28 protein-coding genes and 1 pseudogene are annotated in these 24,932 nt (G+C 39.7%); 24 read left to right on the forward strand and 5 right to left on the reverse strand.

What is annotated here, in order from left to right:
• Nucleotides 1–20 precede the first annotated feature (20 nt).
• The 3 genes from J2Y67_RS02985 to J2Y67_RS02995 all read left to right on the forward strand — a co-directional run bounded on the left by J2Y67_RS02985 (nt 21) and on the right by J2Y67_RS02995 (nt 2,179).
• Complete coding sequence (locus tag J2Y67_RS02985; protein WP_310170410.1) at nt 21–629, forward strand: SCO family protein; 609 nt, start codon at nt 21–23, stop codon at nt 627–629.
• A 140-nt stretch (nt 630–769) separates the two neighbouring features.
• A complete protein-coding gene (locus J2Y67_RS02990; RefSeq protein WP_310170412.1) occupies nt 770–1,594 on the forward strand; it encodes an SGNH/GDSL hydrolase family protein in 825 nt (274 codons plus the stop codon).
• A 6-nt stretch (nt 1,595–1,600) separates the two neighbouring features.
• Nucleotides 1,601–2,179: a YpmS family protein gene (locus J2Y67_RS02995; RefSeq protein WP_310170414.1), complete on the forward strand. Its 579-nt coding sequence runs from the start codon at nt 1,601–1,603 to the stop codon at nt 2,177–2,179.
• A 252-nt stretch (nt 2,180–2,431) separates the two neighbouring features.
• On the opposite strand, the gene J2Y67_RS03000 is transcribed toward J2Y67_RS02995, so the two are convergent.
• A complete protein-coding gene (locus J2Y67_RS03000) occupies nt 2,432–3,184 on the reverse strand; it encodes a DUF4397 domain-containing protein (protein ID WP_310170417.1) in 753 nt (250 codons plus the stop codon).
• 203 nt (nt 3,185–3,387) lie between these two features.
• Here J2Y67_RS03000 and msrA point away from each other — a divergent pair, with 203 nt between their 5' ends.
• The 3 genes from msrA (at nt 3,388) to J2Y67_RS27885 (ending at nt 4,617) form a co-directional block, all read left to right on the forward strand.
• Entirely contained in the window at nt 3,388–3,879 is a 492-nt protein-coding gene (msrA, locus tag J2Y67_RS03005) for a peptide-methionine (S)-S-oxide reductase MsrA (protein ID WP_396954037.1), read from the forward strand.
• On the forward strand, nt 3,869–4,300 hold the full coding sequence (gene msrB / locus J2Y67_RS03010) for a peptide-methionine (R)-S-oxide reductase MsrB (RefSeq protein ID WP_310170420.1): 432 nt from the start codon (nt 3,869–3,871) through the stop codon (nt 4,298–4,300). The genes msrA and msrB overlap by 11 nt, the downstream gene beginning before the upstream one ends.
• 152 nt (nt 4,301–4,452) lie before the next feature.
• Nucleotides 4,453–4,617 (forward strand): YjcZ family sporulation protein, encoded by a 165-nt coding sequence (locus J2Y67_RS27885; RefSeq protein WP_396954033.1) that lies wholly within the window; start codon nt 4,453–4,455, stop codon nt 4,615–4,617.
• A gap of 46 nt (nt 4,618–4,663) precedes the next feature.
• Here J2Y67_RS27885 and J2Y67_RS03020 read toward each other — a convergent pair whose 3' ends face one another.
• The gene (locus J2Y67_RS03020) at nt 4,664–5,644 is read right to left on the reverse strand and encodes a nuclease-related domain-containing protein (protein WP_310170422.1); all 981 of its coding nucleotides are present in this window, start codon (nt 5,642–5,644) and stop codon (nt 4,664–4,666) included.
• Between the two features lie 33 nt (nt 5,645–5,677).
• Nucleotides 5,678–5,899, reverse strand: a complete 222-nt coding sequence (locus J2Y67_RS03025; RefSeq protein WP_310170424.1) for a hypothetical protein — start codon at nt 5,897–5,899, stop codon at nt 5,678–5,680.
• Between the two features lie 15 nt (nt 5,900–5,914).
• Here J2Y67_RS03025 and J2Y67_RS03030 point away from each other — a divergent pair, with 15 nt between their 5' ends.
• From J2Y67_RS03030 to J2Y67_RS03080, 11 genes are all read left to right on the forward strand, one after another.
• A complete protein-coding gene (locus J2Y67_RS03030) occupies nt 5,915–6,661 on the forward strand; it encodes a hypothetical protein (protein ID WP_310170426.1) in 747 nt (248 codons plus the stop codon).
• Nucleotides 6,662–6,959: 298 nt separating this feature from the next.
• Nucleotides 6,960–8,303 carry an aspartate aminotransferase family protein gene (locus J2Y67_RS03035; protein ID WP_310171164.1) on the forward strand — a complete coding sequence of 448 codons (1,344 nt, stop codon included), beginning with the start codon at nt 6,960–6,962 and terminating at the stop codon, nt 8,301–8,303.
• 15 nt (nt 8,304–8,318) lie between these two features.
• Entirely contained in the window at nt 8,319–9,011 is a 693-nt protein-coding gene (locus J2Y67_RS03040; protein ID WP_310170429.1) for a CoA transferase subunit A, read from the forward strand.
• Nucleotides 8,996–9,661 (forward strand): 3-oxoacid CoA-transferase subunit B, encoded by a 666-nt coding sequence (locus J2Y67_RS03045; RefSeq protein ID WP_310170431.1) that lies wholly within the window; start codon nt 8,996–8,998, stop codon nt 9,659–9,661. Before J2Y67_RS03040 ends, J2Y67_RS03045 begins: the two co-directional genes overlap by 16 nt.
• Before the next feature lie 32 nt (nt 9,662–9,693).
• Nucleotides 9,694–10,962, forward strand: coding sequence for a peptidase (locus tag J2Y67_RS03050; RefSeq protein WP_310170434.1), 1,269 nt, complete (start codon nt 9,694–9,696; stop codon nt 10,960–10,962).
• 108 nt (nt 10,963–11,070) lie between these two features.
• Nucleotides 11,071–11,928, forward strand: coding sequence for a putative beta-lysine N-acetyltransferase (ablB, locus tag J2Y67_RS03055; RefSeq protein ID WP_310170436.1), 858 nt, complete (start codon nt 11,071–11,073; stop codon nt 11,926–11,928).
• Nucleotides 11,929–11,995: 67 nt separating this feature from the next.
• A complete protein-coding gene (locus J2Y67_RS03060) occupies nt 11,996–13,393 on the forward strand; it encodes a sigma-54 interaction domain-containing protein (RefSeq protein WP_310170439.1) in 1,398 nt (465 codons plus the stop codon).
• A 159-nt stretch (nt 13,394–13,552) separates the two neighbouring features.
• On the forward strand, nt 13,553–14,980 hold the full coding sequence (gene kamA, locus J2Y67_RS03065) for a lysine 2,3-aminomutase (RefSeq protein ID WP_310170442.1): 1,428 nt from the start codon (nt 13,553–13,555) through the stop codon (nt 14,978–14,980).
• A gap of 10 nt (nt 14,981–14,990) precedes the next feature.
• Nucleotides 14,991–15,275 (forward strand): YokU family protein, encoded by a 285-nt coding sequence (locus tag J2Y67_RS03070; protein WP_310170444.1) that lies wholly within the window; start codon nt 14,991–14,993, stop codon nt 15,273–15,275.
• 108 nt (nt 15,276–15,383) lie between these two features.
• The gene (locus J2Y67_RS03075; RefSeq protein ID WP_310170447.1) at nt 15,384–15,605 is read left to right on the forward strand and encodes a YozE family protein; all 222 of its coding nucleotides are present in this window, start codon (nt 15,384–15,386) and stop codon (nt 15,603–15,605) included.
• A 147-nt stretch (nt 15,606–15,752) separates the two neighbouring features.
• Nucleotides 15,753–16,448, forward strand: a complete 696-nt coding sequence (locus J2Y67_RS03080) for a hypothetical protein (protein WP_310170449.1) — start codon at nt 15,753–15,755, stop codon at nt 16,446–16,448.
• Nucleotides 16,449–16,453: 5 nt separating this feature from the next.
• Here the strand turns inward: J2Y67_RS03080 and J2Y67_RS03085 are convergent, their stop codons facing one another.
• Entirely contained in the window at nt 16,454–16,621 is a 168-nt protein-coding gene (locus J2Y67_RS03085; protein WP_310170451.1) for a hypothetical protein, read from the reverse strand.
• A 189-nt stretch (nt 16,622–16,810) separates the two neighbouring features.
• Between J2Y67_RS03085 and J2Y67_RS03090 the strand changes: the two genes are divergently transcribed.
• The 4 genes and pseudogenes from J2Y67_RS03090 to J2Y67_RS03105 all read left to right on the forward strand — a co-directional run bounded on the left by J2Y67_RS03090 (nt 16,811) and on the right by J2Y67_RS03105 (nt 19,740).
• A complete protein-coding gene (locus tag J2Y67_RS03090; RefSeq protein ID WP_071355860.1) occupies nt 16,811–16,984 on the forward strand; it encodes a YozD family protein in 174 nt (57 codons plus the stop codon).
• Nucleotides 16,985–17,323: 339 nt separating this feature from the next.
• Nucleotides 17,324–17,649, forward strand: a pseudogene (locus J2Y67_RS03095) (IS5/IS1182 family transposase); the annotation flags it as partial.
• A 514-nt stretch (nt 17,650–18,163) separates the two neighbouring features.
• The gene (locus tag J2Y67_RS03100) at nt 18,164–18,955 is read left to right on the forward strand and encodes a serine/threonine protein kinase (RefSeq protein WP_310170459.1); all 792 of its coding nucleotides are present in this window, start codon (nt 18,164–18,166) and stop codon (nt 18,953–18,955) included.
• 14 nt (nt 18,956–18,969) lie between these two features.
• Nucleotides 18,970–19,740, forward strand: coding sequence for a sporulation protein (locus J2Y67_RS03105; RefSeq protein WP_310170462.1), 771 nt, complete (start codon nt 18,970–18,972; stop codon nt 19,738–19,740).
• 73 nt (nt 19,741–19,813) lie between these two features.
• Here the strand turns inward: J2Y67_RS03105 and J2Y67_RS03110 are convergent, their stop codons facing one another.
• Nucleotides 19,814–19,945, reverse strand: a complete 132-nt coding sequence (locus tag J2Y67_RS03110) for a hypothetical protein (RefSeq protein ID WP_268884107.1) — start codon at nt 19,943–19,945, stop codon at nt 19,814–19,816.
• A 185-nt stretch (nt 19,946–20,130) separates the two neighbouring features.
• Between J2Y67_RS03110 and deoD the strand changes: the two genes are divergently transcribed.
• The 3 genes from deoD (at nt 20,131) to J2Y67_RS03125 (ending at nt 24,889) form a co-directional block, all read left to right on the forward strand.
• Nucleotides 20,131–20,835, forward strand: coding sequence for a purine-nucleoside phosphorylase (gene deoD, locus J2Y67_RS03115; RefSeq protein WP_310170468.1), 705 nt, complete (start codon nt 20,131–20,133; stop codon nt 20,833–20,835).
• A gap of 185 nt (nt 20,836–21,020) precedes the next feature.
• The gene (locus J2Y67_RS03120; RefSeq protein WP_310170472.1) at nt 21,021–23,213 is read left to right on the forward strand and encodes a heavy metal translocating P-type ATPase; all 2,193 of its coding nucleotides are present in this window, start codon (nt 21,021–21,023) and stop codon (nt 23,211–23,213) included.
• A gap of 194 nt (nt 23,214–23,407) precedes the next feature.
• A complete protein-coding gene (locus J2Y67_RS03125; protein WP_310170474.1) occupies nt 23,408–24,889 on the forward strand; it encodes a lmo1851 family serine protease in 1,482 nt (493 codons plus the stop codon).
• The last annotated feature ends 43 nt before the right edge of the window (nt 24,890–24,932 follow it).

Below are 24,932 nucleotides of genomic sequence, written 5' to 3' on the forward strand. Positions count from 1 at the left end.
TTTGTTACACTATTCACGGAATGAAAATGAAAAACATAATGGGTGATATCATGAAAGTTCGGATTTGGCTGACTTTATTGTTGTTATGTACACTGATACTGTCAGCATGCGGAAAAAAAGAAATTAAAAATGCTGTGAACTGGCCGATTAAAGATTTTTCAGCTACAACTCAAGCCGGTAAACCTTTTGGGTTGAAAGATTTAAAAGGGAAGGTTTGGATTTCCGATTTTATTTTTACCAGCTGTGTGGATATTTGCCCGCCAATGACAGCCAATATGCAAAAACTTCAAAAAAAGGTGAAGGATGAAGGCTTGAAAAATGTCGAGTTTGTTTCCTATAGTGTGGATCCAAAAGTAGATACCCCTCAAAAGTTAACAGAGTTTGCCGACCAATATCAAATTGATTTTAAAAACTGGACATTCCTAACTGGTTATTCACAGTCCTTTATCGAAAATTTTGCTTTGAAAAATTACAAGGCACTTGTCAAAAAGCCTGAAAAGGGGAACCAGGTGATTCACGGTACCTCCATTTATTTAGTGGACCAAAACGGAAATATTAAAAAATCTTATAACGGTTTTAAAGAAGTGCCATATGATGAAATTATCAATGATATAAAAGCACTACAATAGACCTAAATTAGGTCTATTTTTTTACCTTCAATCTTTTTTGTAAACGGTTTCAATCGCGAAGTTGTTAGATTTTGTCAATAAGGTTTGAATGTTTTTTCACATGTTATAATATTTATAGTTTGAGAAGAAGGTGAAGTATTATGAAAAAGTTTTTCACTCTTCTAATTCTCTCCTTATTTTTCCTTTGTTCTTGTGGCGGGTCCACCCAATGGAAGCCGCACTCCTATAAAAAAACTGCAAAGATAGTTTATAAGCAGGTTCCGGCTGACTTTATTCCACGAAACTTAACTGTTGTTTCTGCTGGTGATTCCTTAACACAAGGTGTGGGGGATAGTAGCAATAAAGGCGGCTATTTGCCCTTTCTTAAAAAAATGCTTGAAAAAGAAAAGGGTATCAAAGAAGCGGAATTTTATAATTTTGGCGTAAAGGGAAATCGGACAACACAATTGTTGAAGCGGTTGCAATCGCCGGAAATGAAAGCCGCTATTTCCAAGGCTGATTTAGTGATCTTAACCATTGGCGGCAACGATATTGTAAAAGTCCTTAGGGACAATATTACCGACCTGCAATTCTCCGATTTTACAAGAGGTAAAGAGGAATATATTGTCCATTTGACTCAAATCATGGAGACCATTTCTGAAGAAAATCCTAATGCCGCAATCGTTCTAATCGGTTTGTATAATCCGTTTTCAAAATGGTTTGCCAATATGGAAGAGCTCGACCAAATTGTTAAGGAGTGGAACCATGCTGGTCAGTCTGTAATGGCTAATTATCCCAACGCCTATTTTGTTTCTATTGAAGATTTGTTTAACAAGAATTCAGAAAATCTTTTGTATAAGGATAATTTTCATCCAAATGATAAAGGATATAATTTAATTGCACAAAGGCTTAACCAGACATTGGGAGAACGCACATTACCTGATTTGGAAAAGAATTCGTATATGGTCAGTAAAGAGGAGAATTAGTTTTGTATGAAAAATAAATGGAAAAGGGGATTCTTACTTTTATTAGGAATTGACCTTTTAGTTGTCATGATTATTTTCGGCTTACTGTTGTCACCGTCATCGGAGAAGCAGGAAAGCCTTGTTAAAGGGCAAAACGGGGATTATGTTTCGTTTCGAATTAGGTCGAACAAGCAGGATTTGAATCAGCTCATCAACCATTATTTACAAACTGAAGCGGCCGATTCTCCAATTGCTTATCGTGTTCTTTTAGGGGATGAAGTCGAGCTGTACGGAACCATCCCGTTTTTTAGTGAACAGCTAAATCTAAAAATGACTTTTAAGCCGAAAGCACTGCCAAATGGTGACTTGGTTCTAAAGCAAAAATCGATTAAAATTGGAAACCTGAATCTGCCTGTTTCCTATGTACTAAAATTCATTGAAGAAAACTATAAGCTGCCAAGAGGGGTAGACATTCAGCCGGATAACAAACTTGTCTACGTTCATATGCAGCAATTAAAACTCAAAAGTGACCTAAAAATAAAAGCAGAGAAGTTTGACTTAGAAAAGGATGATATTTCCTTTATTATCTTAGTTCCAGTCAAATAAAAACAAGGTGCCTCATTCTTGATAAGGCGCCCTGTTTTTATGTCAGAAAGTAGTCCGCTCATCCTGCTTTCTTCATATGTATGGAAAAAATTATTGGATTCCTCTTTAAGTATATCTGTAAACTTCCGAATAAATTCGGGGGGAAGTTGCATGGTAAAGCTCCTCTCTTCTTTCAAATCCTACCAGATTATTGGGTTTTGTATGCTAGAAGTCAAGCTGCAAAAAAGACTGAGATTGGAACTCAGTCTTCGTTTATTCTTTGATGACGATGGATTGCAGCTCTGGATTTCCTTTAGATAAACCAAGGAAGAATATCGTGTAGACTTCATTTGCCTTAAATTGTGAATTTGGCATTGAAAGGGTAACATTTTTTGTACCAGCTTCCCTTGCTTCGAGGTTTACTGTCATGGGTGATAATGCTAAATATTCCGTGGCTTCCTTATAGGCTACCTTGGGGAAAATAACATCTCGGTCCTTAACGGCTACATCTAAAGCATGGGTATCAGGTGAAAGGTGAATAAAACGTACCTTTGCTTCATTTGTTGGTACCTCCGGTTGGTTCAGGTAAATGAGGAGACGCATTTTTTTTACAGAATCAATGATTGCCCATGTGTACGATTTACCAGGTTCAATCGTCATTTTTTTATTCAAGACGCTATCCACCATATTACCTGCCGGATAAATATCAACATGATATTTACCAGGTTTTAAGGTTAGCGCCTGACTCACTTCTTTAAAGGGCAGATCTCTTACCACCCGCTTCCCGTTGACATAAATGTCTAAATTAGGGGCATCAGGAGAGGTGTTAAGAATACGGATGTTTGCCTCTGTCTGCATTTGCTGTGCCTGGATCCGCATCGTATTGAATGCTTTATTGATATACTTCATGTGTTTTAAGTAGAACTGCATATGAAGGTCCGGGTTCGAGTATTTATAAAATTGGGAAAGTGTATCATAGATCGCCGCCCGTTGAAGATAATCAGAATGGGTTCTATTTTCGGACATACTGCTCGCTCCTATTCTCTTATTTACTAGTACAATATTCAGTTGGGGATAGGTAGGTGTCTATTTAGTTGCACCTGTAATCGTGTTATTTTATTTTTCGAAAAACATTCGGTATACTTGGGTTCAAGTTGAAAAATTGTGGGGTGAGCAGATTGGAAAGTACTGAGGAAGTGGCAACTTTTGCAGGCGGCTGTTTTTGGTGCATGGTGAAACCGTTTGATGAGCAGCCGGGGATTATAAGCGTGATTTCCGGATACACAGGCGGTACATTAGAGAACCCAACGTATCAGCAAGTTTGTTCGGATACAACGGGACATTATGAAGCCGTCCAAATTACCTATGACCCAAATGTTTTTCCATATGAAAAATTACTTGAACTTTTTTGGCAGCAGATTGATCCGACTGATCCGGGAGGTCAATTTTACGACCGTGGTCAATCCTATCAAACCGCAATTTTTTATCATAATGAAACACAAAAAACACTTGCTGAAGCCTCAAAACTGAGATTGCAGAATAGCGGTCGTTTTTCGAAACCGATTGTCACGCCGATATTACCAGCGAAGCCATTTTATCCGGCCGAGGACTATCACCAGCATTATTATAAGAAAAACCGTGCTCATTATGAGTCCTATCATGAAGGATCAGGCCGCTCAGGCTTTATTGAAAGACATTGGGGGAAACAGTATGAAAAATAAAGAACAATTGAAAAAAAAATTAACATCCATTCAGTATGAAGTTACCCAAAATAATGCAACAGAGCCGCCGTTTCGAAATGATTATTGGAATGAGAATCGGGAAGGGCTATTTGTAGATATTGTTTCAGGGAAGCCGTTGTTCAGTTCGTTGGATAAATTTGATGCCGGCTGCGGCTGGCCAAGCTTTACGAGACCGATTGAAGAGGAAGAGGTTGTTGAAAAAGAAGATTTCAGCCATTTTATGATTCGAACGGAGGTACGAAGTAAAGCAGCCGATTCCCATCTTGGCCACGTTTTTAATGATGGTCCCGGACCAAATGGCTTACGCTACTGTATAAACTCTGCGGCGTTGCGGTTTATTCCAAAAGAAAAGCTTGAAGAGGAAGGGTACGGAGAATTTACAAGTCTATTTAATAAATGAAAAAAGCCGCCATTGAGCGGCTTTTTTTCATTTATATATGGGTATTAGCGGATGGTTTTTTGAAAAATATGGGCAGATGCACATACGGGACAACTGCCTACTTCATAATGTAAAAGAGGTAAGAAACAAATTTTCAAGGAGTGAACATTATTATGTACGGTTATGGTTATGGCTATGGCTATGATGGCTGCTGCGGGTACCCTTACGGTGGATATGGTTTTCCGGTAGGCGGCGCTGGATGTGGATTTGGCGGTTTTGCGCTAATCGTCGTTCTCTTTATTTTGCTCATCATCATCGGAGCAAGCTGGGCCTACTAAAATATAAAAACGAATGGCTGACTCTAGATTTGATAGGGTCAGTTTTTTATTTATTAATCCAAGGAAGGTTGGTCGGGTAGTACATTACGTGTCTGTTTTTTCCAAAATGGGACAGCGGTGCGGATTGCAGTAGTCTTTTAGAGGTATCAATGGATGGAATATGGATAAAATCCCTAAACTGCTTGTTTGTGATTTTCGAGTCCATCACTAAAAAATAATCCTGTAATGTGTGTATATGGGCATCAATTGAGATTGTATTGCAGGAAGGGCAGAACCACTTTCTCTTTTCACGTTTAAGCGGGAGGTAAAAACAATACGGGCAATGTACTCCAATTAAAAGTTCATGTTTTTGAATCCCATATTTTTTGAGAATGAAATTAGTGGGCGGAGTGTTCATTTTTAGAAGAAGTCTACTTAGTTTCCGGAGATCTTTTGTATCGAGGATATTGGTTGAATAACTATTTTCGAAGAACTTAAATCTTTTAAGGAAACTATCTGCTTTACATACGCGCTGTTTTAATTCAATACTGCTCTTTCTAAATTCAAGAATCGAGTATGGATTACTAACAACGACTAAATAGTCAACGGGTACTGGCGGGAAATTGTGAATAGTTAAAAGGTTTTTAATGTAATCTCTGTGCCTTTCTGACTGGGCAATCGGATCGGTGTATCCTTTTTCTTTGCCATCAATAATTTGAAAGAATTGATCATTTTCTGAATCAAATACTAATTTTCCTGTCATATTCTTGATTTCAATTATCAAGGCAAATTCGAGCGAAAGGATCAGTGTATCAATTTGACTATTATAGTCTCCATCCGGGAGATTGAGGTCATGGAATATCATTATTTTCTTTTCATCGAGCTTGCTAAAATAAAAATCTAGGGATTGTTCACCTTTAAAACCAGCTTTTCTTTTACTTAGTTCTTCAGTAATTTGAGGTCGTCTTGGGTCGGATAGAGGTAATCGTCGAAGTAGAACCTCTAAAATGAGAATTTTTAATGGAATAGTCCTTTTCTTTTGAATCAAAATAGTCACTCCTTTCTTAGTCGGTTATAATTTCTAAATTTTAATTGGAAATCCTGCATACTTTAATTTTAAATCGTGAATATTTCGTGAAAACTCGTATTCTATTGGCGAAAAATTGAGTCCAACCAGCGAAAAAACCTGTTCAATCAGCGAAGACTGCATCCCAATCAGCGAATCGGCTATTGCGGGTCTGAGCGCTCCGCAAAACATACGAGCAAGTCCCGATTTCAGCCGCCAATCAGCGAAAAAACACATTCTATTGGCGAAAAATTGAGTCCAATCAGCGAAAAAACCTGTTCAATCAGCGAAGACTGCATCCCAATCAGCGAATCGGCTATTCTCCGATCTGAGCGCTCCGCAAAACATACGAGCAAGTCCCGATTTCAGCCGCCAATCAGCGAAAAAACACATTCTATTGGCGAAAAATTGTGCCCAATCAGCGAAAAAACCTGTTCAATCAGCGAAAACCGCATCCCAATCATCGAATTGGCTATTGCGGGTCTGAGCGCTCCGCAAAACATACGAGGAAGTCCCGATTTCAGCTGCCAATTAACGAAAAAACACATTCTATTGGCGAAAAAGTGTGCCCAATCAGCGAAAAAACCTGTTCAATCAGCGAAAACCGCATCCCAATCAGCGAATCGTCTATTCGCCGATCTGAGCGCTCCGCAAAACATACGAGGAAGTCCCGATTTCAGCTGCCAATTAGCGAAAAAACACATTCTATTGGCGAAAAAGTGTGCCCAATCAGCGAAAAAACCCGTTCAATCAGCGAAAACCGCATCCCAATCATCGAATTGGCTATTCTCCGATCTGAGCGCTCCGCAAAACATACGAGCAAGTCCCGATTTCAGCCGCCAATCAGCGAAAAAACACATTCTATTGGCGAAAAATTGTGCCCATTCAGCGAAAAAACCTGTTCAATCAGCGAAAACCGCATCCCAATCATCGAATTGGCTATTCTCCGATCTGAGCGCTCCGCAAAACATACGAGGAAGTCCCGATTTCAGCCGCTAATCAGCGAAAAAACACATTCTATTGGCGAAAAATTGTGCCCAATCAGCGAAAAAACCTGTTCAATCAGCGAAACCAATAATCGCACCTTTTTTCGCCAAAAACCATCACCTTTCGTGTAAGCGCTTTAAAAAATTTCAATTTTCTCGAAGGGTTTGAAAAATTTACAGCGAACATTATTTAAGAGACCCTATCCTCATACTTATAAGTACCAAGAAAAATCTGGCCCCCACATATGAACAAACAACAAGTCATACAATTTATTAAGCAGACTTAGGTAAAAAGGGAAGTGGTGTCCATGGTGGAACGTTCTTATTTAATAAAACCAATGATGGATGAAAATTACCCGGTCATTGATTATGGCAAAGGGGTCTATTTATATGATTTAGAAGGGAAAAAGTATCTTGATGCCGCTTCAGGTGCCGTCACAGCAAATATTGGGCACGGGGTTCCAGAAATAATTGAAGCGATGAATAAACAGGCGGAAAAAGTTTCATTTGTTTATCGTTCACAGTTTACCAGTAATCCCGCAGAAGAGCTGGCAAAAAAAATGGCAGAACTGTTACCGGGAGATCTAAATTGGAGCTTTTTTGTCAACAGTGGGTCAGAAGCAACAGAAACCGCTATGAAAATGGCCATTCAATATTGGCAGGAAAAAGGAATCCAAACAAAAACAAAGATCTTATCAAGATGGGTGAGCTATCACGGCATCACAATGGGGGCCCTTTCCATGTCAGGTCATGCCGCCAGAAGGGCGAGGTTTGTACCATTACTAGAAGACTTTCCTGTAATCAACCCACCCTATTGTTACCGTTGTCCCTATAACCTTGAACCAACGTCCTGCGCCTATCGGTGTGCGCATGAATTAGAAACAGCGATCAATCGGATTGGTGCAGACAAGATAGCTGCTTTCATTGCAGAGCCTGTCATTGGCGCATCAGGAGCCGCGATTACACCGCCCAAGGATTATTTTAAGGTTATAAAAAAAATCTTGGACCAGTATGATATCCTGTTTATCGCAGATGAAGTGATGACTGGCTTTGGTCGTACTGGCACGATACTTGCATTAGAACAATATGGGGTAGTTCCGGATATTGTCACCTTTGGAAAGGGCATGGGTGCCGGGTATGCTCCTATTGCGGCAGCGGTTGCAAGTGAAAAAGTCATGGAACCCATTTTGGCTGGTACGAAATCCGTCATGAGCGGCCACACGTTAAGCGCAAACCCGCAATCCTGTGCCGTGTCCTTGGCTGTTCTTGAATACCTTGAAAAAAATGAGATTGTGAAAGAAGTAGAAAACAAGAGTGTGTACCTAAGAAATCTGCTTGAAAAATTAAAAAAACAATATTCATTTATCGGGGATGTACGAGGTAAAGGACTGCTATTTGGGATTGAGTTTGTCGAAGACAAAACAACCAAACGGCCTTTCGAAAGAAAAGCAGCCGTAACTCAAACGATTGTTACAATGGCTAAGGAAAAAGGGCTTCTTGTTTACCCTGCAGGAGCAGGAATGGATGGTGTGAATGGAGATTCCATCATTATTTCCCCTCCGTTGACCATCACCAAAAGGGAGATGGAAGAAATCTGTAGCTTATTAAAAGCTACATTTGAAACGTTTTCAAATCAATTAGCTGATCTCGTTTAGGATGGTGGTTCAGAAATGGAAAATCCATTTGGAAAAATTACAACGCTGGAAAAAGTGATGGAATTTTTCCATGACGGAATGTCATTGTTGTTCGGAGGTTTTGGCGGGGTTGGTTCCCCTCCGACTCTTATTGATGGAATTTTAGAAAAAGGAATTCGCAATCTGACACTAATTGGGAACGATACAGGGTTTCCGCACATCGGTATCGGTAAAATCGTGAGTCAAGAACGAGCAGTTAAAGTAATTGCCTCCCATATCGGTTCAAATCCCATTGCCGGCAAGTTAATGCATGAAGGGAAACTTGAAGTGGAATTTTCACCCCAGGGAATTTTATCGGAACGAATTCGCGCAGGAGGGGTTGGCCTTCCCGGTATTCTATCAGACATTGGCATGGATAATGAAATGGTCGCGAAAAACAAACCGGTTATGAGCTTAAATGGAAAAGACTATCTTGTTGAAACCCCGCTGACAGCTGAAATTGCCATCATTTATGCTAAGAAGGCAGATGAATATGGAAATTTAATTTTTGACAAGAGTTCCAGGAATAATAATCCGCTTGTGGCAATGGCTGGAGATTTGACGATTGTAGAAGTAGAAGAAATCGTCCCAATGGGCAGCCTGAATCCTGAGGAAATTGTGACTCCTGGTGTGTTCGTAGATTATATTATTCCTTCGAAGGGGGTGAATTGGAAATGGGCATGGGAGTAGATAACCGCAACCAAATGGCAAGACGTGCTGCCGAAGAAATTAAGAATGGGATGGTCGTCAACCTTGGGATTGGGATTCCTTCGCTCGTTCCGAATCACCTTCCAAGAGATATGAAAGTGATGTTCCATGCTGAAAACGGAATTACTGGAATGGGACCAAGCCCACAAAAGGGATCGGAAGATGAAAATTTATGCAATGCGGGCGGATTTCCGGTTACCTTGGTCAGCGGCGGCTCCTATTGTGACAGCTCCATCGCCTTTGGCATGATTCGCAGGGGCAGAGTCGATATTACTGTACTGGGTTCCCTCCAGGTCAGCCAAAAGGGTGATCTTGCAAACTGGATTGTTCCAGGGAAAAAGGTTCCGGGGATGGGCGGAGCAATGGAACTGGCTCAAAAGGCGAAAAAGGTCATTGTCTTAATGAATCATTGTGATAAGTTTGGCAATCCCAAGATAGTAAAAGAATGCACTTTTTCATTAACTTCCGCTGCTTGTGTAGATTTGATTATCACGGAGATGGCTGTTTTTCAGGTGACAGAGGATGGGTTAATATTAACGGAATTATTTGCCCCATTTGATTTAGAAAATGTTAACGGAAAAACAGGCTGTGAAATTACCATCAGTGAGCAGATTCGGAAAATCCCCTATTAATTCTTTCAACTGGCCCTAAAGGAGTGAATTGATTGAAAACGAAAGAAAATCGAGTAAAAAAATGGCTGAATGAAAACCGAAACCGTGGAGCGAAGCTTTTACAATTAATGGTCCAGGAAAACAGTACCCGGGGAAATGAAAGTGGTGCACAAGCTATCGTTATCGAAAAGTGCCGGCAGCTTGGACTGGATTTGGATATATGGGAGATTGGCGATGAAGAATTAAAAAATCATCCAGCCTTTTGCTGTGACCGGCAAAACTTTGAAGGAAATCCGAATGTAGTCGCCGTATTAAAAGGTACCGGTGGTGGAAAATCGATCATTCTTAATGGCCACATCGATGTCGTTCCTGTTGGGGATGAGAAAAACTGGAAGCACGATCCATTTAGCGGGCAAATTGAAAATGGAAAGTTATATGGCCGCGGGGCTACAGATATGAAAGGTGGTTCTGTTGCTCTCCTCCTCGCAATTGAGTCATTAATCGAAACCGGTATCAAGCTCAAGGGCGATGTTATTTTTCAAAGTGTGATTGAAGAAGAGAGCGGCGGTGCCGGAACACTAGCAGCTGTTTTACGAGGGTATCGTGCTGACGGAGCAATTATTCCTGAACCGACCAACATGAAAATTTTTCCAAAGCAGCAAGGATCCATGTGGTTTCGTATTAAAGTAAAAGGAAGAGCGGCCCATGGCGGAACAAGGTACGAGGGAATAAGTGCGATTGAGAAGTCTGTTCGTGTGATTCAAAGATTGCAACAATTAGAAAAAGACCGAAACTCGAGAATATCCGATCCCCTTTTTGATTCAATTCCTATCCCAATTCCAATTAATATTGGAAAAATCAATAGCGGAGAATGGCCATCTTCTGTTCCGGATTTAGCTTTCATCGAAGGCAGAATGGGAGTAGCTCCTGATGAAACCATTCCTTCAGCTAAGCTGGAAATGGAAAATTGTCTCCAGGAGTTGAACCAACAGGATGATTGGTTCTGTGAAAATCCGCTGCAAATTGAATGGTTTGGTGGGCGTTGGATCCCCGGATCACTCGAAAGTGATCATCCATTAATGAAGGATTTATCGGAAAGTTTCCAAGAAATTACCGGAAAATCACCTGTGATTGAAGCAAGTCCATGGGGAACAGACGGAGGAATTCTTTCATCTGTAGGGGACACGCCGGTTGTTGTTTTTGGCCCTGGCATTACTGAAACTGCCCATGATGCCGACGAACATATTGAACTGGAGGAACTTTATAAAGCTAGTGAAATTATAGCTCTAACATTAATAAAATGGTGCAGCGTCAGTGAATAAATGGGAATAGAGACCCAAATCATTAGATTACGGAAAGGCCTGACTTTTTCCAGTCAGGCATTTTTTTGTGGTAAATGTCTGTTAATATTGTAAATAGGAGTGATACAAATGAAAGAAACAGCTACAACTATCATCATTGAGGAAAATAATTTTTATTTAAATGCATATGTAGACCCATTTAACAAACGAATTCGGGTTGATGATTATCGTGGTAATACTAGTTTAGTAGTAAAGCAGGCAGAAGAACTTGTTCATCAACACCAGGCGGAAAAATTAATCGTTAAAGGCCGTGCGGAGGATCTTCGTTTATTTTATGAAAAGGGTCTGCAGCCTGAGGCCATTCTTGATGGTTATTTCCTTGGCTCGGATGCCTATTTCTTTTCAAAATTTTATACCGCTGAGCGGAAGAAAAATGAATATTGGTTAAAAGAGGATGAACTCCTCCAAAGCATCTATCAATTGGATCCTTCGGTTGAAAAGCCTTATCCGCCAAAGGAGTACGAGTTAAAAAAAGCTGATGAAAGCTTTGCTGATGGACTTGCTGCCCTTTATCGTCAGGTTTTTGAAATTTATCCAACTCCAATGAATGACCCGGAATATGTGAAAAAGACGATGAAGGAAGGGACTGTCTATTATGTCTTCTTTCATGAAGGAAAAATTGTCAGCTCCGCATCAGCTGAGATTAATGAATTCTACAAAAATGCGGAGTTAACTGATTGTGCGACACTTCCAGAGTACCGTGGAAAATATGGTTTGATGAAAATCCTTCTTAAGGAGCTTGAAGGGGAATTAAAGAGACAGGGGGTTTTTTGTGCCTATTCTATCGCAAGATCGCTTTCCTTTGGCATGAATGCTGCTTTGTTTCAACTAGGATACACCTACCGGGGAAGGTTTATGAATAATTGTTATATTTACGATAAGCTTGAAGATATGAATATGTGGGTGAAGAATCTGGCAAACTGCTAAATTTTCGGCTCTAGTGACGAATTTTCGGCACCTTGTTTTTTAATGATTTTTGGCAGGTGAAAAATAGTTGATTCAATTAACGGCATTAACATCAGAAGTTCTTACAGCCATTTTAAAAAGTATTGACGAAGGAATACACGTCGTGAATACAAATGGGGAAACTATTCTTTACAATGAAGTAGCAGCAAAACATGATGGTATGGATGGAAAAGAGGTGCTGGGTAAGCATTTATTTGATGCCTTTCCTTCCTTAACAGAGGAATCAAGCACCCTTCTAAAAGTAATCAAGACCAAGAAGCCGATCTATAATCAAACACAGGTCTATGTAAATTTACATGGGACAAGGATTGATACCATCAATACGACCTTGCCGATTTTTCTCGGTGAGGAAATCATTGGTGCTGTTGAAATTGCAAAGGACTATTCAAGGATGAAGCTGCTTGCAGAGAGGCTTTTAGATCTGCAAAAGGGTTTAAATAAAGGCAGCAAGAAAAAAACAGTCAATCAAGTAAAATACACCCTTGATGATTTAAAAACAGAGAATCCTATCTTTAAAAATATGAAAAACGAAGCAAAAAAGCTGGCTAAATCAGATGCTCCGATTCTTGTATATGGTGAGTCCGGAACGGGGAAAGAATTGATTGTTCAAGGGATTCACTATGAATCACGTAGAAGCGATGGACCGTTTATCGCACAAAACTGTGCCGCCATCCCGGAATCACTGCTGGAGAGTATCCTTTTTGGTACTGCGAAAGGCAGCTACACTGGTGCCGTCGAGCGCAAAGGTTTATTTGAACTTGCAGATGGAGGAACACTTTTCCTGGACGAGTTACATGCGATGCCAGTGGAATTGCAGGCAAAGCTTTTAAGAGTGCTAGAGGATGGAATCGTTCGTAGAGTTGGGAGCGCGCAAAATATTTCCGTTGATGTTCGGGTGATTGCCGCCATGAATGTTCATCCGAGTGTGGCCCTTGAGGAGCAAAAGATTCGCTACGACGTGTATTACCGCTTAAATGTCTTTACTTTCTCACTTCTCCCGCTCCGGGAAAGGACTGAAGATATTTTCTTTCTGACGGACCATTTTATAAAGGCTTTTAATCAAAAATTGCAAAAAAACGTAAAAGGATTAGATGATCGCCTCAAAGCTTTCTTCAAGGATTATGCTTGGCCAGGCAATGTCAGGGAGTTAAAGCATACCATTGAATACATGATGAACGTCTGTGAAGGAACTTGTCTAACAAATGAGGATCTGCCTATCATGCTCAGGCAGCAGGCGGTAACTCATAGGCCAAAACGAATAGAAGTGGAAAGCGAGACCCTTTCGTTAAGAAAGAATATGGAGGAGCTCGAGAAGAAACTGATTGACACTGCGCTAAGCCAATCAGGCGGGAATATCAATCAAGCTGCTAAACTATTAGAAATTCCAAGACAGACCCTTCAATATAAACTGAAGAAAACGAATTGATAGATGCCGAATTTTCGGCATCTTTTTTTATTAAAATTGTGAATTTTCGATTAAAAATTACACTATTTGAAAAAGAAGCTGATAATATCAAGGTTTTATCGCTTTGGCACACTTCTTGCATATTAATAAAGTGTAAACATTGATTGGAGGAATGTAGTTATGAAACAAACATTATACAAGCCAGAGCGTCACTGGAAAGATATCGAGCTTTGGAAGGATGTAACCGAAGAGCAGTGGAACGATTGGCTATGGCAATTAACAAATACCATCCGTACTGTGGATGATTTAAAAAAGGTTATCAATTTAACTCCAGAAGAAGAAGAAGGCGTCAGAATTTCAACTAAGACCATTCCTTTAAATATCACACCTTATTATGCTTCACTTATGAATCCAGATGATCCGCGTTGTCCGATTCGGATGCAATCTGTACCGATTTCAGCGGAAATCCATAAAACCAAATATGATTTAGAAGATCCATTACATGAAGATGAAGATTCACCGGTTCCAGGCTTAACTCACCGGTACCCGGATCGTGTTCTTTTCCTAGTAACCAATCAGTGCTCCATGTATTGTCGTTACTGTACAAGAAGACGTTTTTCCGGTCAAATTGGTATGGGCGTACCAAAGAAACAATTGGATGCAGCGATTAATTATATTCGTGAAACTCCACAGGTTCGAGATGTATTAATTTCGGGCGGAGATGGATTGTTAATTAACGACAATATTTTAGAATACATTTTGAAAAACTTAAGGGAAATTGACCATGTGGAAATTATCCGTATTGGAACAAGAGCACCGGTTGTATTCCCGCAAAGGATTACTGAAAACCTTTGCAATATTTTGAAAAAGTATCATCCAATCTGGCTGAATACTCACTTTAATACATCGATTGAAATCACTGAGGAATCAAAGAAAGCGTGTGAAATGTTGGCAAATGCGGGCGTACCAATTGGGAACCAATCCGTTATCCTTGCCGGAATTAATGACAGTGTCGCTATCATGAAAAAACTAATGCATGATCTTGTTAAAATTCGTGTTCGTCCTTACTATATTTATCAATGTGACCTATCAGAAGGAATCGGACATTTCCGTGCACCAGTATCAAAAGGGCTTGAAATCATTGAAGGCTTACGCGGACATACAAGCGGCTATGCCGTACCTACATTTGTGGTGGATGCTCCTGGAGGCGGCGGGAAAATTTCCTTGCAGCCAAATTATCTTATTTCTCAAAGTCCGGATAAGGTTGTACTTCGTAACTTTGAAGGTGTTATCACCTCTTATCCAGAACCAGAAAACTATGTACCGGGCAAAGCAGAAGCTTATTTCGAAGGAATCTATCCTGAATATCAAGAAAAACGCTCCTTGTCGGGAATTGCCGGCATCATGAATGACCAGCATTTTAACCTTATTCCAGAAGGTCTTACACGATTAGACCGCCGTAGTGAATACAATCAAAACCCTGAGCATCATTCATTAAAGGATAACCGTGGCAAGCGGGATGAGATGAAGGAGAAGAAATTCCAAGCCCTTACAAAGAAGGAAGAATTGAAAAAAACCGGTACAACAGATGAGCAAGCAAAAGAATAGGGGGACCGTCATGAGCCATAGTTGTGAGTGGTGCGACAGCACGAATATTAAAGAAATTTCCGATTCAGTTTTTTGGGAATTGCCGGATGGAACAAGGGCCATTGAAATTACGGAAACCCCTGCACTTACCTGCAGTGAATGTGCAATGACCTATCAAAAAGAAACGACCATTAAAGGGATTGAAAATCAATTATATCTAATTGATTGCAAAAAAATCGGAAAAAGTATTTCTTATGAGGAATTAATGAATATTCCGAGATTATTAAAGCGAAATTACTTTGATTTTTCTTCTTAAATACTGTGCAGCCTGCATTTTAGCGGGCTGTTTTTTCTTTTTCTCTGGACGGCAGGAAGACTTTCCGTTATAGTTTCATTAAAAAACACGGAAAGAAAGGCGTTTTTTATGAGGAAATCCTTTTATCATTTTTTAATGAAATATAGGCATCCTGAGCCAAAGGATGCAATCAGCCGATTTGCCAATGATGCCTTTGACGATCACAGCTTCCCTAAAACTTTAGAGGATTACAATGATTTATCCTCTTACCTTGAATTGAATGGACATTATTTAGAGTCCATGGCGGTTTTTGATGAAGCTTGGCAGGAATATGTATTATCGGAAAAATAAATATTCGAATCGTCTCATAAAAGGGGGGCGATTTTTTTCTTTTCCTTACACTTTACTTATTTTTCACTTGGATGTGCCGGCAATAAAATTGGTGCATATACTATTGTAATCAAAGTTCACGGCTCAACACCTGAGAGGATGGAGGATATGGAGAAACGAAAAAAACCGAAGTATAAGATCGGTGATACGGTCGTGATTACGATGTATGGCACAGTTGGTAAGGTTACAGATATCAAATGGCTTGATGATCGGTATGTCTATGAAGTAAATAAGAGCGATGGTCTTTTTGTTGAATCGGGCCTTCAGCTCCTTTCAGAATATGAAGGAACCGTGATGGAGCAGGAGCAAATCGATATTGAGTATAAGTTTTTCTTCGGAGATTTGGTACAGGTAAGTGGATATGGCGCTGATTTATTTAAAATTGTAGGTTTCCGAACGGAAATCTGGCGTTATAAAGAAGATGCATGGGAAGATGTAATATACGAACTTTCCAGAGTAAGTGACGGGGAATGGCTCGAAGCTGGAGAAGAAGAGCTAACCCTTGTCGCAGATGCCGAGAGTGCCGATACGTTTATCCAAAAACTAGGTCTCTTATACTTAATTAACAAACAACAAAAACCAGACAAAACTCCAAAATTACCAAGCACCATCAGAAAAGCAGAATACGAAGAAATTGAACGGAAAAAAGAGAAGAAAGAGCTAATTGACAATTTACTGGATATATTTAATGATTATCGGATTTTATATGAACTATTCCACGATCAAGAATACCACCATGTGATGAGAGTAATCCTTAGAAAATTGGAAAGCCTCGTAAATAACGATGGCAAAAGCCATGTATAGCTTTGCTACCACCTCGTAATTTCGAATAATAAATAAAGAACCAAAGGAATCCCGCCCCATTTAATAAAAAAGAATAATAAATTTGTAATCTTTTCAAATAAAAGGAGGGTGTAACCATCCTCCCGATTCACGTCTTCAATAAATGCCTCTAATTTCATTTGTAAATTTGACATCTTCTCACCTCAGAAATGTTCTTTTCACCATCCTATGCTTGTCCAAATCAAAAAAGACATGTTTTTTAAGAAGAAATCCGGTGAATAATGAAAGCTATTACAATTGAAAGCAGACTTTGCATTTTTGTGAACTAACTAGCATGAAACAGCCTGTTTCATCATACATTCTCTAAAAAGGGGGCGATGCTAATGAGAGAAATTGAAGTATTTATTGATACAGAAGAAATTGCCGAATTTTTCTTTCATGAGCTTGTAAAAAGGGGATACGTTCCTAGCGATGAGGAATTAGAAGAACTCGCAGATATCACCTTCGAATATTTAATTGAAAAAAGTATTATCGATGAAGAAATCCAAGATGAATAATCTTTTTGAATAAAGCGAACAAGGGCCGAGCATAGGATGCTCGCTAAGGCTGTCGAAAATCTTTCGATAGCTTTTATTTTGTTTGCTCTCTTTAATAATTCACCGCATTAATTTATTGTAATATTATTAGAGTTTGGTCTGTGCAACAAGTCTGTTGATTTCCGCTCCAGGCACTTCGCTTTCCGCGGGCATGCCGGGGAGCCTCCTCGTCGCTTCGCTCCTGCGGGGTCTCCCCAGCCCCGTACTCCCGCAGGAGTCTTCGTGCCTTCCTCTCCAATCAACAGGTGCATTCAATAAAAATTTCAACTCCTTAACTATTTAAAATAAGTGGTGAATTTAATGTTTAAGCCAATAGAGGTTACTCAAAGTGAGTATGAATTAGTTCCAGATGACCCTCTTCTAGGCTTGATTGGAAATAATATTGATTTTTCGTTTCTTCTTGAAAATGTTCATACTTATTATAATGAGGATAATGGCAGCTTAACTGATCCGCTTATTCTTTTTAAGATATGTTTATTGGGTATCTTTTTGGGATACGTTCTGATAGACAATATGGTTGGGGGACGTGTTTTATTTACGGATTCAACCCATTTAAAAGCAAGCACAAATAAACATAAATATACAAAGAAGTAAAGGTAGAGACTGGCGAATATTTTGAGGAATTAATAATTGATTTGCCCCCCTGTTGATTGGAGCGGAGGGCACTCGACTCCTGCGGGATAGAGAGGTCACTGGAGACCCCACAGGCGCAAGCGCCGAGGAGGCTCCAGGACCTCCCCGCGGAAAGCGAGTGACCGGAGCGGAAATCAACTGGCCCTTTTGCAGAGACAATCAATAAAAATTGGTATTTAGATTTAGTAAAGAAAAAAATTGCCGAGCATAGGATGCTCGCTTTTTGTTTGATTGAAGAAAAATTTACGAAACCTTTTGATACATCCTTCGTATACATGTGTAGTCGGAGATGAGGGAGGGAAGCGAATGTTTAAAAAAATTCTAAAATCGATTTTAAATAGCAAACTGAAGTCTCATAAATACTCATCATCCAGTGATGCATGGAAGAAAATGAAGCATTATAAACACAATCAACTCGGGTCTCATCATTATAAGAAGAAACATAAAAGCGGAAGTTTTATGTCGAGTTTTTTTAGCAGTTAAGCCATTTATTGAAGGAATTATTATATGTGGAAAAGAATGATTCATACTGTATCTGGAATTATCGAAAAGCCGTTTCCAAAAAATGAGCTGATTGCGAACCGTTATAAAGTAATCGAGCAAATTGGTGCGGGCAGCTATGGTTTTTGTTATCTTGTGCTTGATCAAGAGAATCATCAAATAAAGGTGTTAAAAACATTAAGGCTGCACAAAAGAATGACTGAGGCGGGAAAACACAGCTTCGAGTTCGAAAAAAAACTATTGGCTTCTCTTAAACATCAAGGATTTCCCCGTTATTTTGAGGATGGAATATATAAAGAAATTCCATTCTATACGATGGAATACATGGACGGGAAAAATTTTGAGCAGTTGATCTTTATCGAAGGCAAAATTTTTCCGGAAAAAGAGGCATTTTTAATTGCCGGTCAATTACTTCATCTTATTGGGCTTTTACATGACCAACAAATCATTCATCGGGACATTCGTATACCAAATGTCATTGTTGCTGATTCTACAATCAGGCTTATTGATTTTGGGCTGGCCCGTAAACTGCGTCCACTGAATGCTACGGAGCGTAAATGGAAAAGAGACCTTCGAAAAGAAATAAACCCGCAAGCGGATTTTTACGGTCTCGGCCATTTTCTTCTATTTTTACTATATTCTGATTTTCCGGTACCAAAAGATAAAAAAGAGAAAAGCTGGGAAGAAGAACTGTCGATTTCAAGCGGGGCAAAGCATATTATTAGACGACTTTTACAAATTGAACCGGCATATGAAAATTGCAAACAAATTGAAACGGATATTTTAGAGATTATTTAGGGGGATAACTTTCAATGTCATTTTTTAATAAGGTTTTTGCTAGTGTTGGAATAGGAGCAGCAACAGTCGATACAAAACTTGAAAAAGATACGTATATGCCCGGTGAGGCGGTAAAGGGAATCGTTGAAGTATTAGGCGGAAAGGTTGAACAGCAGGTTGACGATATATACTTATCATTAAATACCACTTACTTAAGGGAAGCGGACGACCGCAAATATTCGGTTACCGCTTGTATCGATCGCTTTCGCTTGACAACCCCTTTCACCATTCAGGTAAATGAAAAAAAGCAAATTCCTTTTTCTTTTCAGCTTCCTGATGATACACCTGTTTCGATTGGAAGATCGAAAGTCTGGGTTTCTACAGGGGTGGATATTAAAAACGGTGTAGATCCAAGCGATAAGGATTATTTAAAGGTTGTCCCCAATCCATTAATGACAGCGGTCTTTAATGCGATTGATCATTTAGGGTTCCGCATTCGCGAAGCTGATTGTGAAGAGGCACCCCATCGATTACGCAGGAGATTGCCGTTTGTTCAAGAGTTTGAATTTGTGCCAGCTTCCGGACCGTTCCGTGGAAAATTAGATGAATTAGAAGTAGTTTTCTTTCCTTCAGGAAATGGATCCATGGACATCATGCTGCAGGTTGACCGCCGCACCAGAGGATTATCAGGGATATTTTCAGAAGCACTGGAAATGGACGAAACCAATGTCAGATTAACCGTTTCAAATGCAGATATTCCGTCTTTACAGCAAAAAATCGAAAGTGTGATTCATAGATATTCTTAAGCTTTTTACGATGAAACCAATGGTTTCATCGTTTTTTTATCCGCTAAGAACGTTCAAAACCTAAGGAAAATCCTTAGGTTCTTTTTCGGCCGCCTGTTGCTTGATGTTCTTTTGCATGTGCCTCGTGTTCAGCCACAATTGCTTCCGGCGGGATATGATTATTTTTCTTAGGTGAAGCAGTACGGTTTCGATGTTTTTTTCCCATTCGTTTATTCTCCCTCCTTTACTTCATTAACAACTAGTTTCCCAAAAATTTAAAAATTCATGTCACATTCTCAGAAAGGTTTTTCATTACAAATTGATTGTGATATATTGTCCTTGGTGGGCAGAATATCCACCCCAAGGAAAAATGGAGTTGATTTTTCCCAAGACATGATTGGAGGATCATATATGAGCGTACATATTGCTGCAAAAGAAAATGATATTGCTGAAACAGTCCTGCTTCCGGGAGATCCGCTTCGGGCAAAATATATTGCAGAAACCTTTTTAGAGGGTGCTGTATGTTATAACGAAGTTCGTAATATGTTTGGTTTCACCGGAACCTATAAGGGAAAAAGAGTGTCTGTCCAAGGAACAGGAATGGGGATTCCGTCCATTTCGATTTATGTGAATGAATTAATTCAAAGCTATAATGTCCAAAATTTAATCCGTGTAGGGACCTGCGGCGCCATCCAAAAGGATGTGAAGGTCCGCGACGTTATTTTGGCAATGTCGAGTTCCACTGATTCCAATATGAATCGCCTTACATTTGACGGAATCGATTATGCCCCAACAGCCAATTTTGATTTATTGAAAAAAGCTTATGATGCTGGCATCGAAAAAGGCCTAAATTTGAAGGTTGGCAGCGTTTTTACTGCCGATATGTTCTACAATGATAATGCAAACCACGAAAAATGGGCCCAATATCAAATTCTAGCTCTTGAAATGGAAACAACGGCCCTCTATACACTTGCAGCTAAATTTGGTCGCAGAGCACTTTCCGTTCTAACTGTAAGTGATCACCTCTTAACAGGTGAAGAAACAACAGCCGAAGAAAGACAACTAACTTTTAATGATATGATTGAGGTAGCATTAGAGGCAGCAATTAAAGAATAAAACGTTAAACAACTCCTCTTCACATTTGAAAGAGGGGTTTTTAGTTTTTAAAAAAGGAACTGTATCCTCCCATGGAGAATTTAATAGTGAATAAGTGTGAGAATGATTATCGAAAACTGTCCAATTAGGTGTAGAATGAATTTAATAGTTATGTTTTATAAAAGATTGTGTGGTGAATCTTCTATATGAAAGAAGAGCTCAAGTTAGATATATCGGGAATGACTTGTGCCGCCTGTTCAGCAAGAATTGAAAAAGTTCTAAATAAGCTGGATGGTGTCGAGGCCAATGTAAATTTAGCATTGGAATCGGCTGCTGTTTCCTTTGAAAATGAAAAAGTTTCGAGTGACGATATCATTAAGAGAATAGAAAAACTAGGCTACGGGGCGACTGAAAAGGAGGATAGGAATGTAAAAGCACAACACAAGAAAGAAGAGTTAAAACAACGAAAAAATAAACTATTGTTTTCTGTTATTTTATCGATTCCCTTACTATACACGATGCTTGCCCACATGCCTTGGGATTTTGGATTACCTATGCCTTCAATTTTAATGAATCCATGGTTTCAATTACTGCTTGCTACACCGATTCAGTTTTATATTGGGGGACCGTTCTATACAAGTGCACTTAAAGCATTGAAAAATAAGAGTGCGAACATGGATGTTCTTGTTGCGCTTGGCACTTCTGCCGCCTATTTTTACAGTCTTTCTGAAGGGATTAAAACAATTGGAAATCCTTTTTATGCTCCCCACCTTTATTTTGAAACGAGCGCTGTGCTGATCACCTTAATTCTGTTAGGAAAATTGTTTGAAGCCCTGGCAAAAGGTCGGACGACAGAGGCTATTTCTAAGCTGTTAGGATTGCAAGCAAAAGAAGCAACCATTTTAAAAAACGGAAATGAAATCAGGATTCCGGCAGAAGAGGTAAAGGTTGCCGACACCATGATCGTAAAACCAGGCGAGAAAATTCCGGTAGACGGGGAGGTCGTTTTCGGACAATCTTCCGTAGATGAATCAATGATTACAGGTGAATCGATTCCGGTTGAAAAAAATACGGGGGATCCCGTTATTGGATCAACACTCAATAAAAATGGTACCTTAACGATAAAGGCAACAAAGGTTGGGGAAAATACGGCACTGGCCGGCATTATCAAAATTGTAGAAGAGGCACAGGGAAATAAAGCTCCGATTCAAAGGGTTGCCGACACCATTTCCGGCTATTTTGTTCCGGTAGTTGTAGCGTTATCGATTTTGACCTTCTTAATTTGGTACATTATCGTGGAACCTGGTCATTTTCCGTCTGCATTTAAAACGGCCATTGCCGTCCTTGTCATTGCCTGTCCATGCTCGCTTGGACTTGCGACTCCGACATCGATAATGGTTGGAACCGGTAAAGGGGCGGAAATGGGAATATTATTTAAAGGCGGAGAACATTTAGAAACGGCACATAAAATTAATGCAATTGTCCTTGATAAGACGGGGACGATTACAAAGGGGCAGCCAACGGTTACAGATTTTATTGCCTATCAGGAAGAAAAAAAGGTATTGCAATATCTTGTCTCTGCAGAGAAATCGTCGGAACACCCTCTTGCGGATGCTATAGTGCAATATGGGATGGCGAAAAGAACAAGTACACTGCCGGTAAAACGATTTGCGGCCGTTCCCGGTCACGGAATTGAGGCGAAAATTGGTGACGAAGAGGTCGTCATTGGAACACGCAAGCTAATGGAAACGAAGGGGATTTCTTACCAAACGGTTCAAAATGACCTTCTCCAATTTGAAAGCCAAGGGAAAACGGCGATGTTCATTGCGATTCAAGGAACGATCATGGGGATTATCGCGGTGGCCGATACCGTGAAGGAAAATGCTAAGCTGGCAGTTGATCAATTAAAACAGCTCGGAATTGAAGTATATATGTTAACAGGAGATAATGAGGGTACAGCTAAAGCGATTGCAAGTCAAGTAGGAATTAAGAAAGTAATTGCCGAAGTTCTGCCGGATGAAAAAGCAAATCATATTAAGAAACTTCAAATGCAAGGGAAAATGGTGGCGATGGTGGGCGATGGAATCAATGATGCCCCAGCACTTGCTCTTGCCGATATCGGAATAGCCATTGGAACGGGTACGGATGTAGCCATTGAAGTCGCTGATATTACCATATTGGGTGGAGAATTGACATTAATTCCAAAGGCAATCGCTTTAAGTAAAAAAACCATGTTAAATATTCGTCAAAACCTTTTCTGGGCTCTCATTTACAACTCGGCCGGAATACCGGTTGCTGCTTTAGGATTCCTCGCTCCATGGGTAGCAGGTGCAGCAATGGCGTTCAGTTCGGTATCAGTTGTGACAAATTCACTTCGTTTAAAACGAGTTAAAATTTAAATTCGTTTTTGGCACTGCCTAAAGGGGGGCTATTTAATTTTAAGACAACCTATCACTTTTCTTTGTTAATTTTAATAAAAAGATGTTATTCTAATCACTAAGGGTCCATTTTTCTATAGAAGACTTAAAAAATGGAGCTTTGTACATAGAGAAAAAAGGAAGATGATTGTTCTCGAAATTTATTTATATGGTGAATGAAAGTGGTGAAGGCTTTGGATGAAGAGAAAGTTGGACAAGAGCAAGCAGCAGCAGAAAACAAATCAGGCTATATTCGCTTCAAGAAATTCCATTTTATTATGCTTTTGTTTTTCGTAATTTTTCTGTCTGCGGGGATAACAGCTTTTGCGCTGGCATTTGGTAAAGAAAAAGTTGTTACGGTTGGAGAAAGGGCAGAATTTAAAAAATTCTATACTGCCTATGATACTTTGAATAATGGTTATTTCAAGAATGTGGATCGTCAAAAGATGATCAATGGTGCTATTAGCGGGATGGTTGAATCCTTGGATGATCCTTATTCTGATTATATGAGTGATGAAGAAGCTAAAAACTTTCACAGTACGATTTCTTCTTCGTTCGAAGGGATTGGAGCAGAAATTCAGGAGAAGGATGGGCATATTTTAATTGTGTCGCCTATTAAAGGATCTCCTGCCGAAAAAGCCGGTTTAAAACCGAATGATATGATTTCAGCAGTAAATGGAAAAAGCGTGCAAGGGATGACTTCTACTCAGGCTGTCACTTTAATTCGCGGGAAAAAAGGGACGAAGGTTGAATTAACCGTTCAGCGTCCAGGCTCGGATGCCCCTGTGAAAGTCCCAATCGTTCGTGATGAGATTCCAATTGAAACCGTATATGGAGAAATGGTTGGAAATGGAATTGCCAAAGTTCAGATTACAAGTTTTTCAAGTAATACCGCAAAGGAATTGGTTACGACATTAAACGATTTACAAAAGAAAGGCATGAAAGGTCTTGTTTTGGATTTACGTCAAAATCCGGGCGGATTATTAGACCAAGCCATCAGTATTTCCAGCATGTTTGTTCCTAAAGGGAAAGTGGTTGTGAAAGAACAAGACAGAAACGGTAAGATTAAAGAGTTTCCTTCACAAAATGAAGGAAATCCAACTCTCCCTTTAGTTGTTTTAATTGATAAAGGCAGTGCAAGTGCTTCAGAAATTCTATCAGCGGCGGTGAAAGAATCTGCCGGGGTTCCATTAGTGGGTGAAAAGTCATTTGGTAAAGGAACCGTCCAGACTGCACAGGATTTCCCTGATGGTTCTGACCTGAAATACACAATTGCCAAATGGTTAACTCCAAATGGGAATTGGATTCATAAGAAAGGGATTATGCCTGATTATCCGGTAAAACTTCCTGATTATGCTTCATTGCCAATCATTAATCCGGATAAGAAGCTGGTTCTTTCCAGCTCCTCAGAAGATGTGAAAACGGCACAAAAGATGTTAAAAGCAATCGGCTTTAATCCAGGCCGGACAGATGGATTCTTCGACCAGAAGACGAAAGAAGCAGTTGAAAAGTTCCAAAAGGCAAATAAATTAAAAGTAAACGGGTACCTAAAAGGTGATTCTACTATGAAGTTAATGGAACTTTTACGGGACAAAATCCAAAAGAATGATACCCAATTGAAAAAAGCGGTCGAAGTCTTAAAAACAAGAATGAAATAAATGTGAAAATCCGGATTCTCTTAAAAATGAGGGATCCGGTTTT

The organism is Neobacillus niacini, from assembly GCF_031456445.1.
GTDB lineage: Bacteria > Bacillota > Bacilli > Bacillales > Cytobacillaceae > Neobacillus > Neobacillus niacini_I.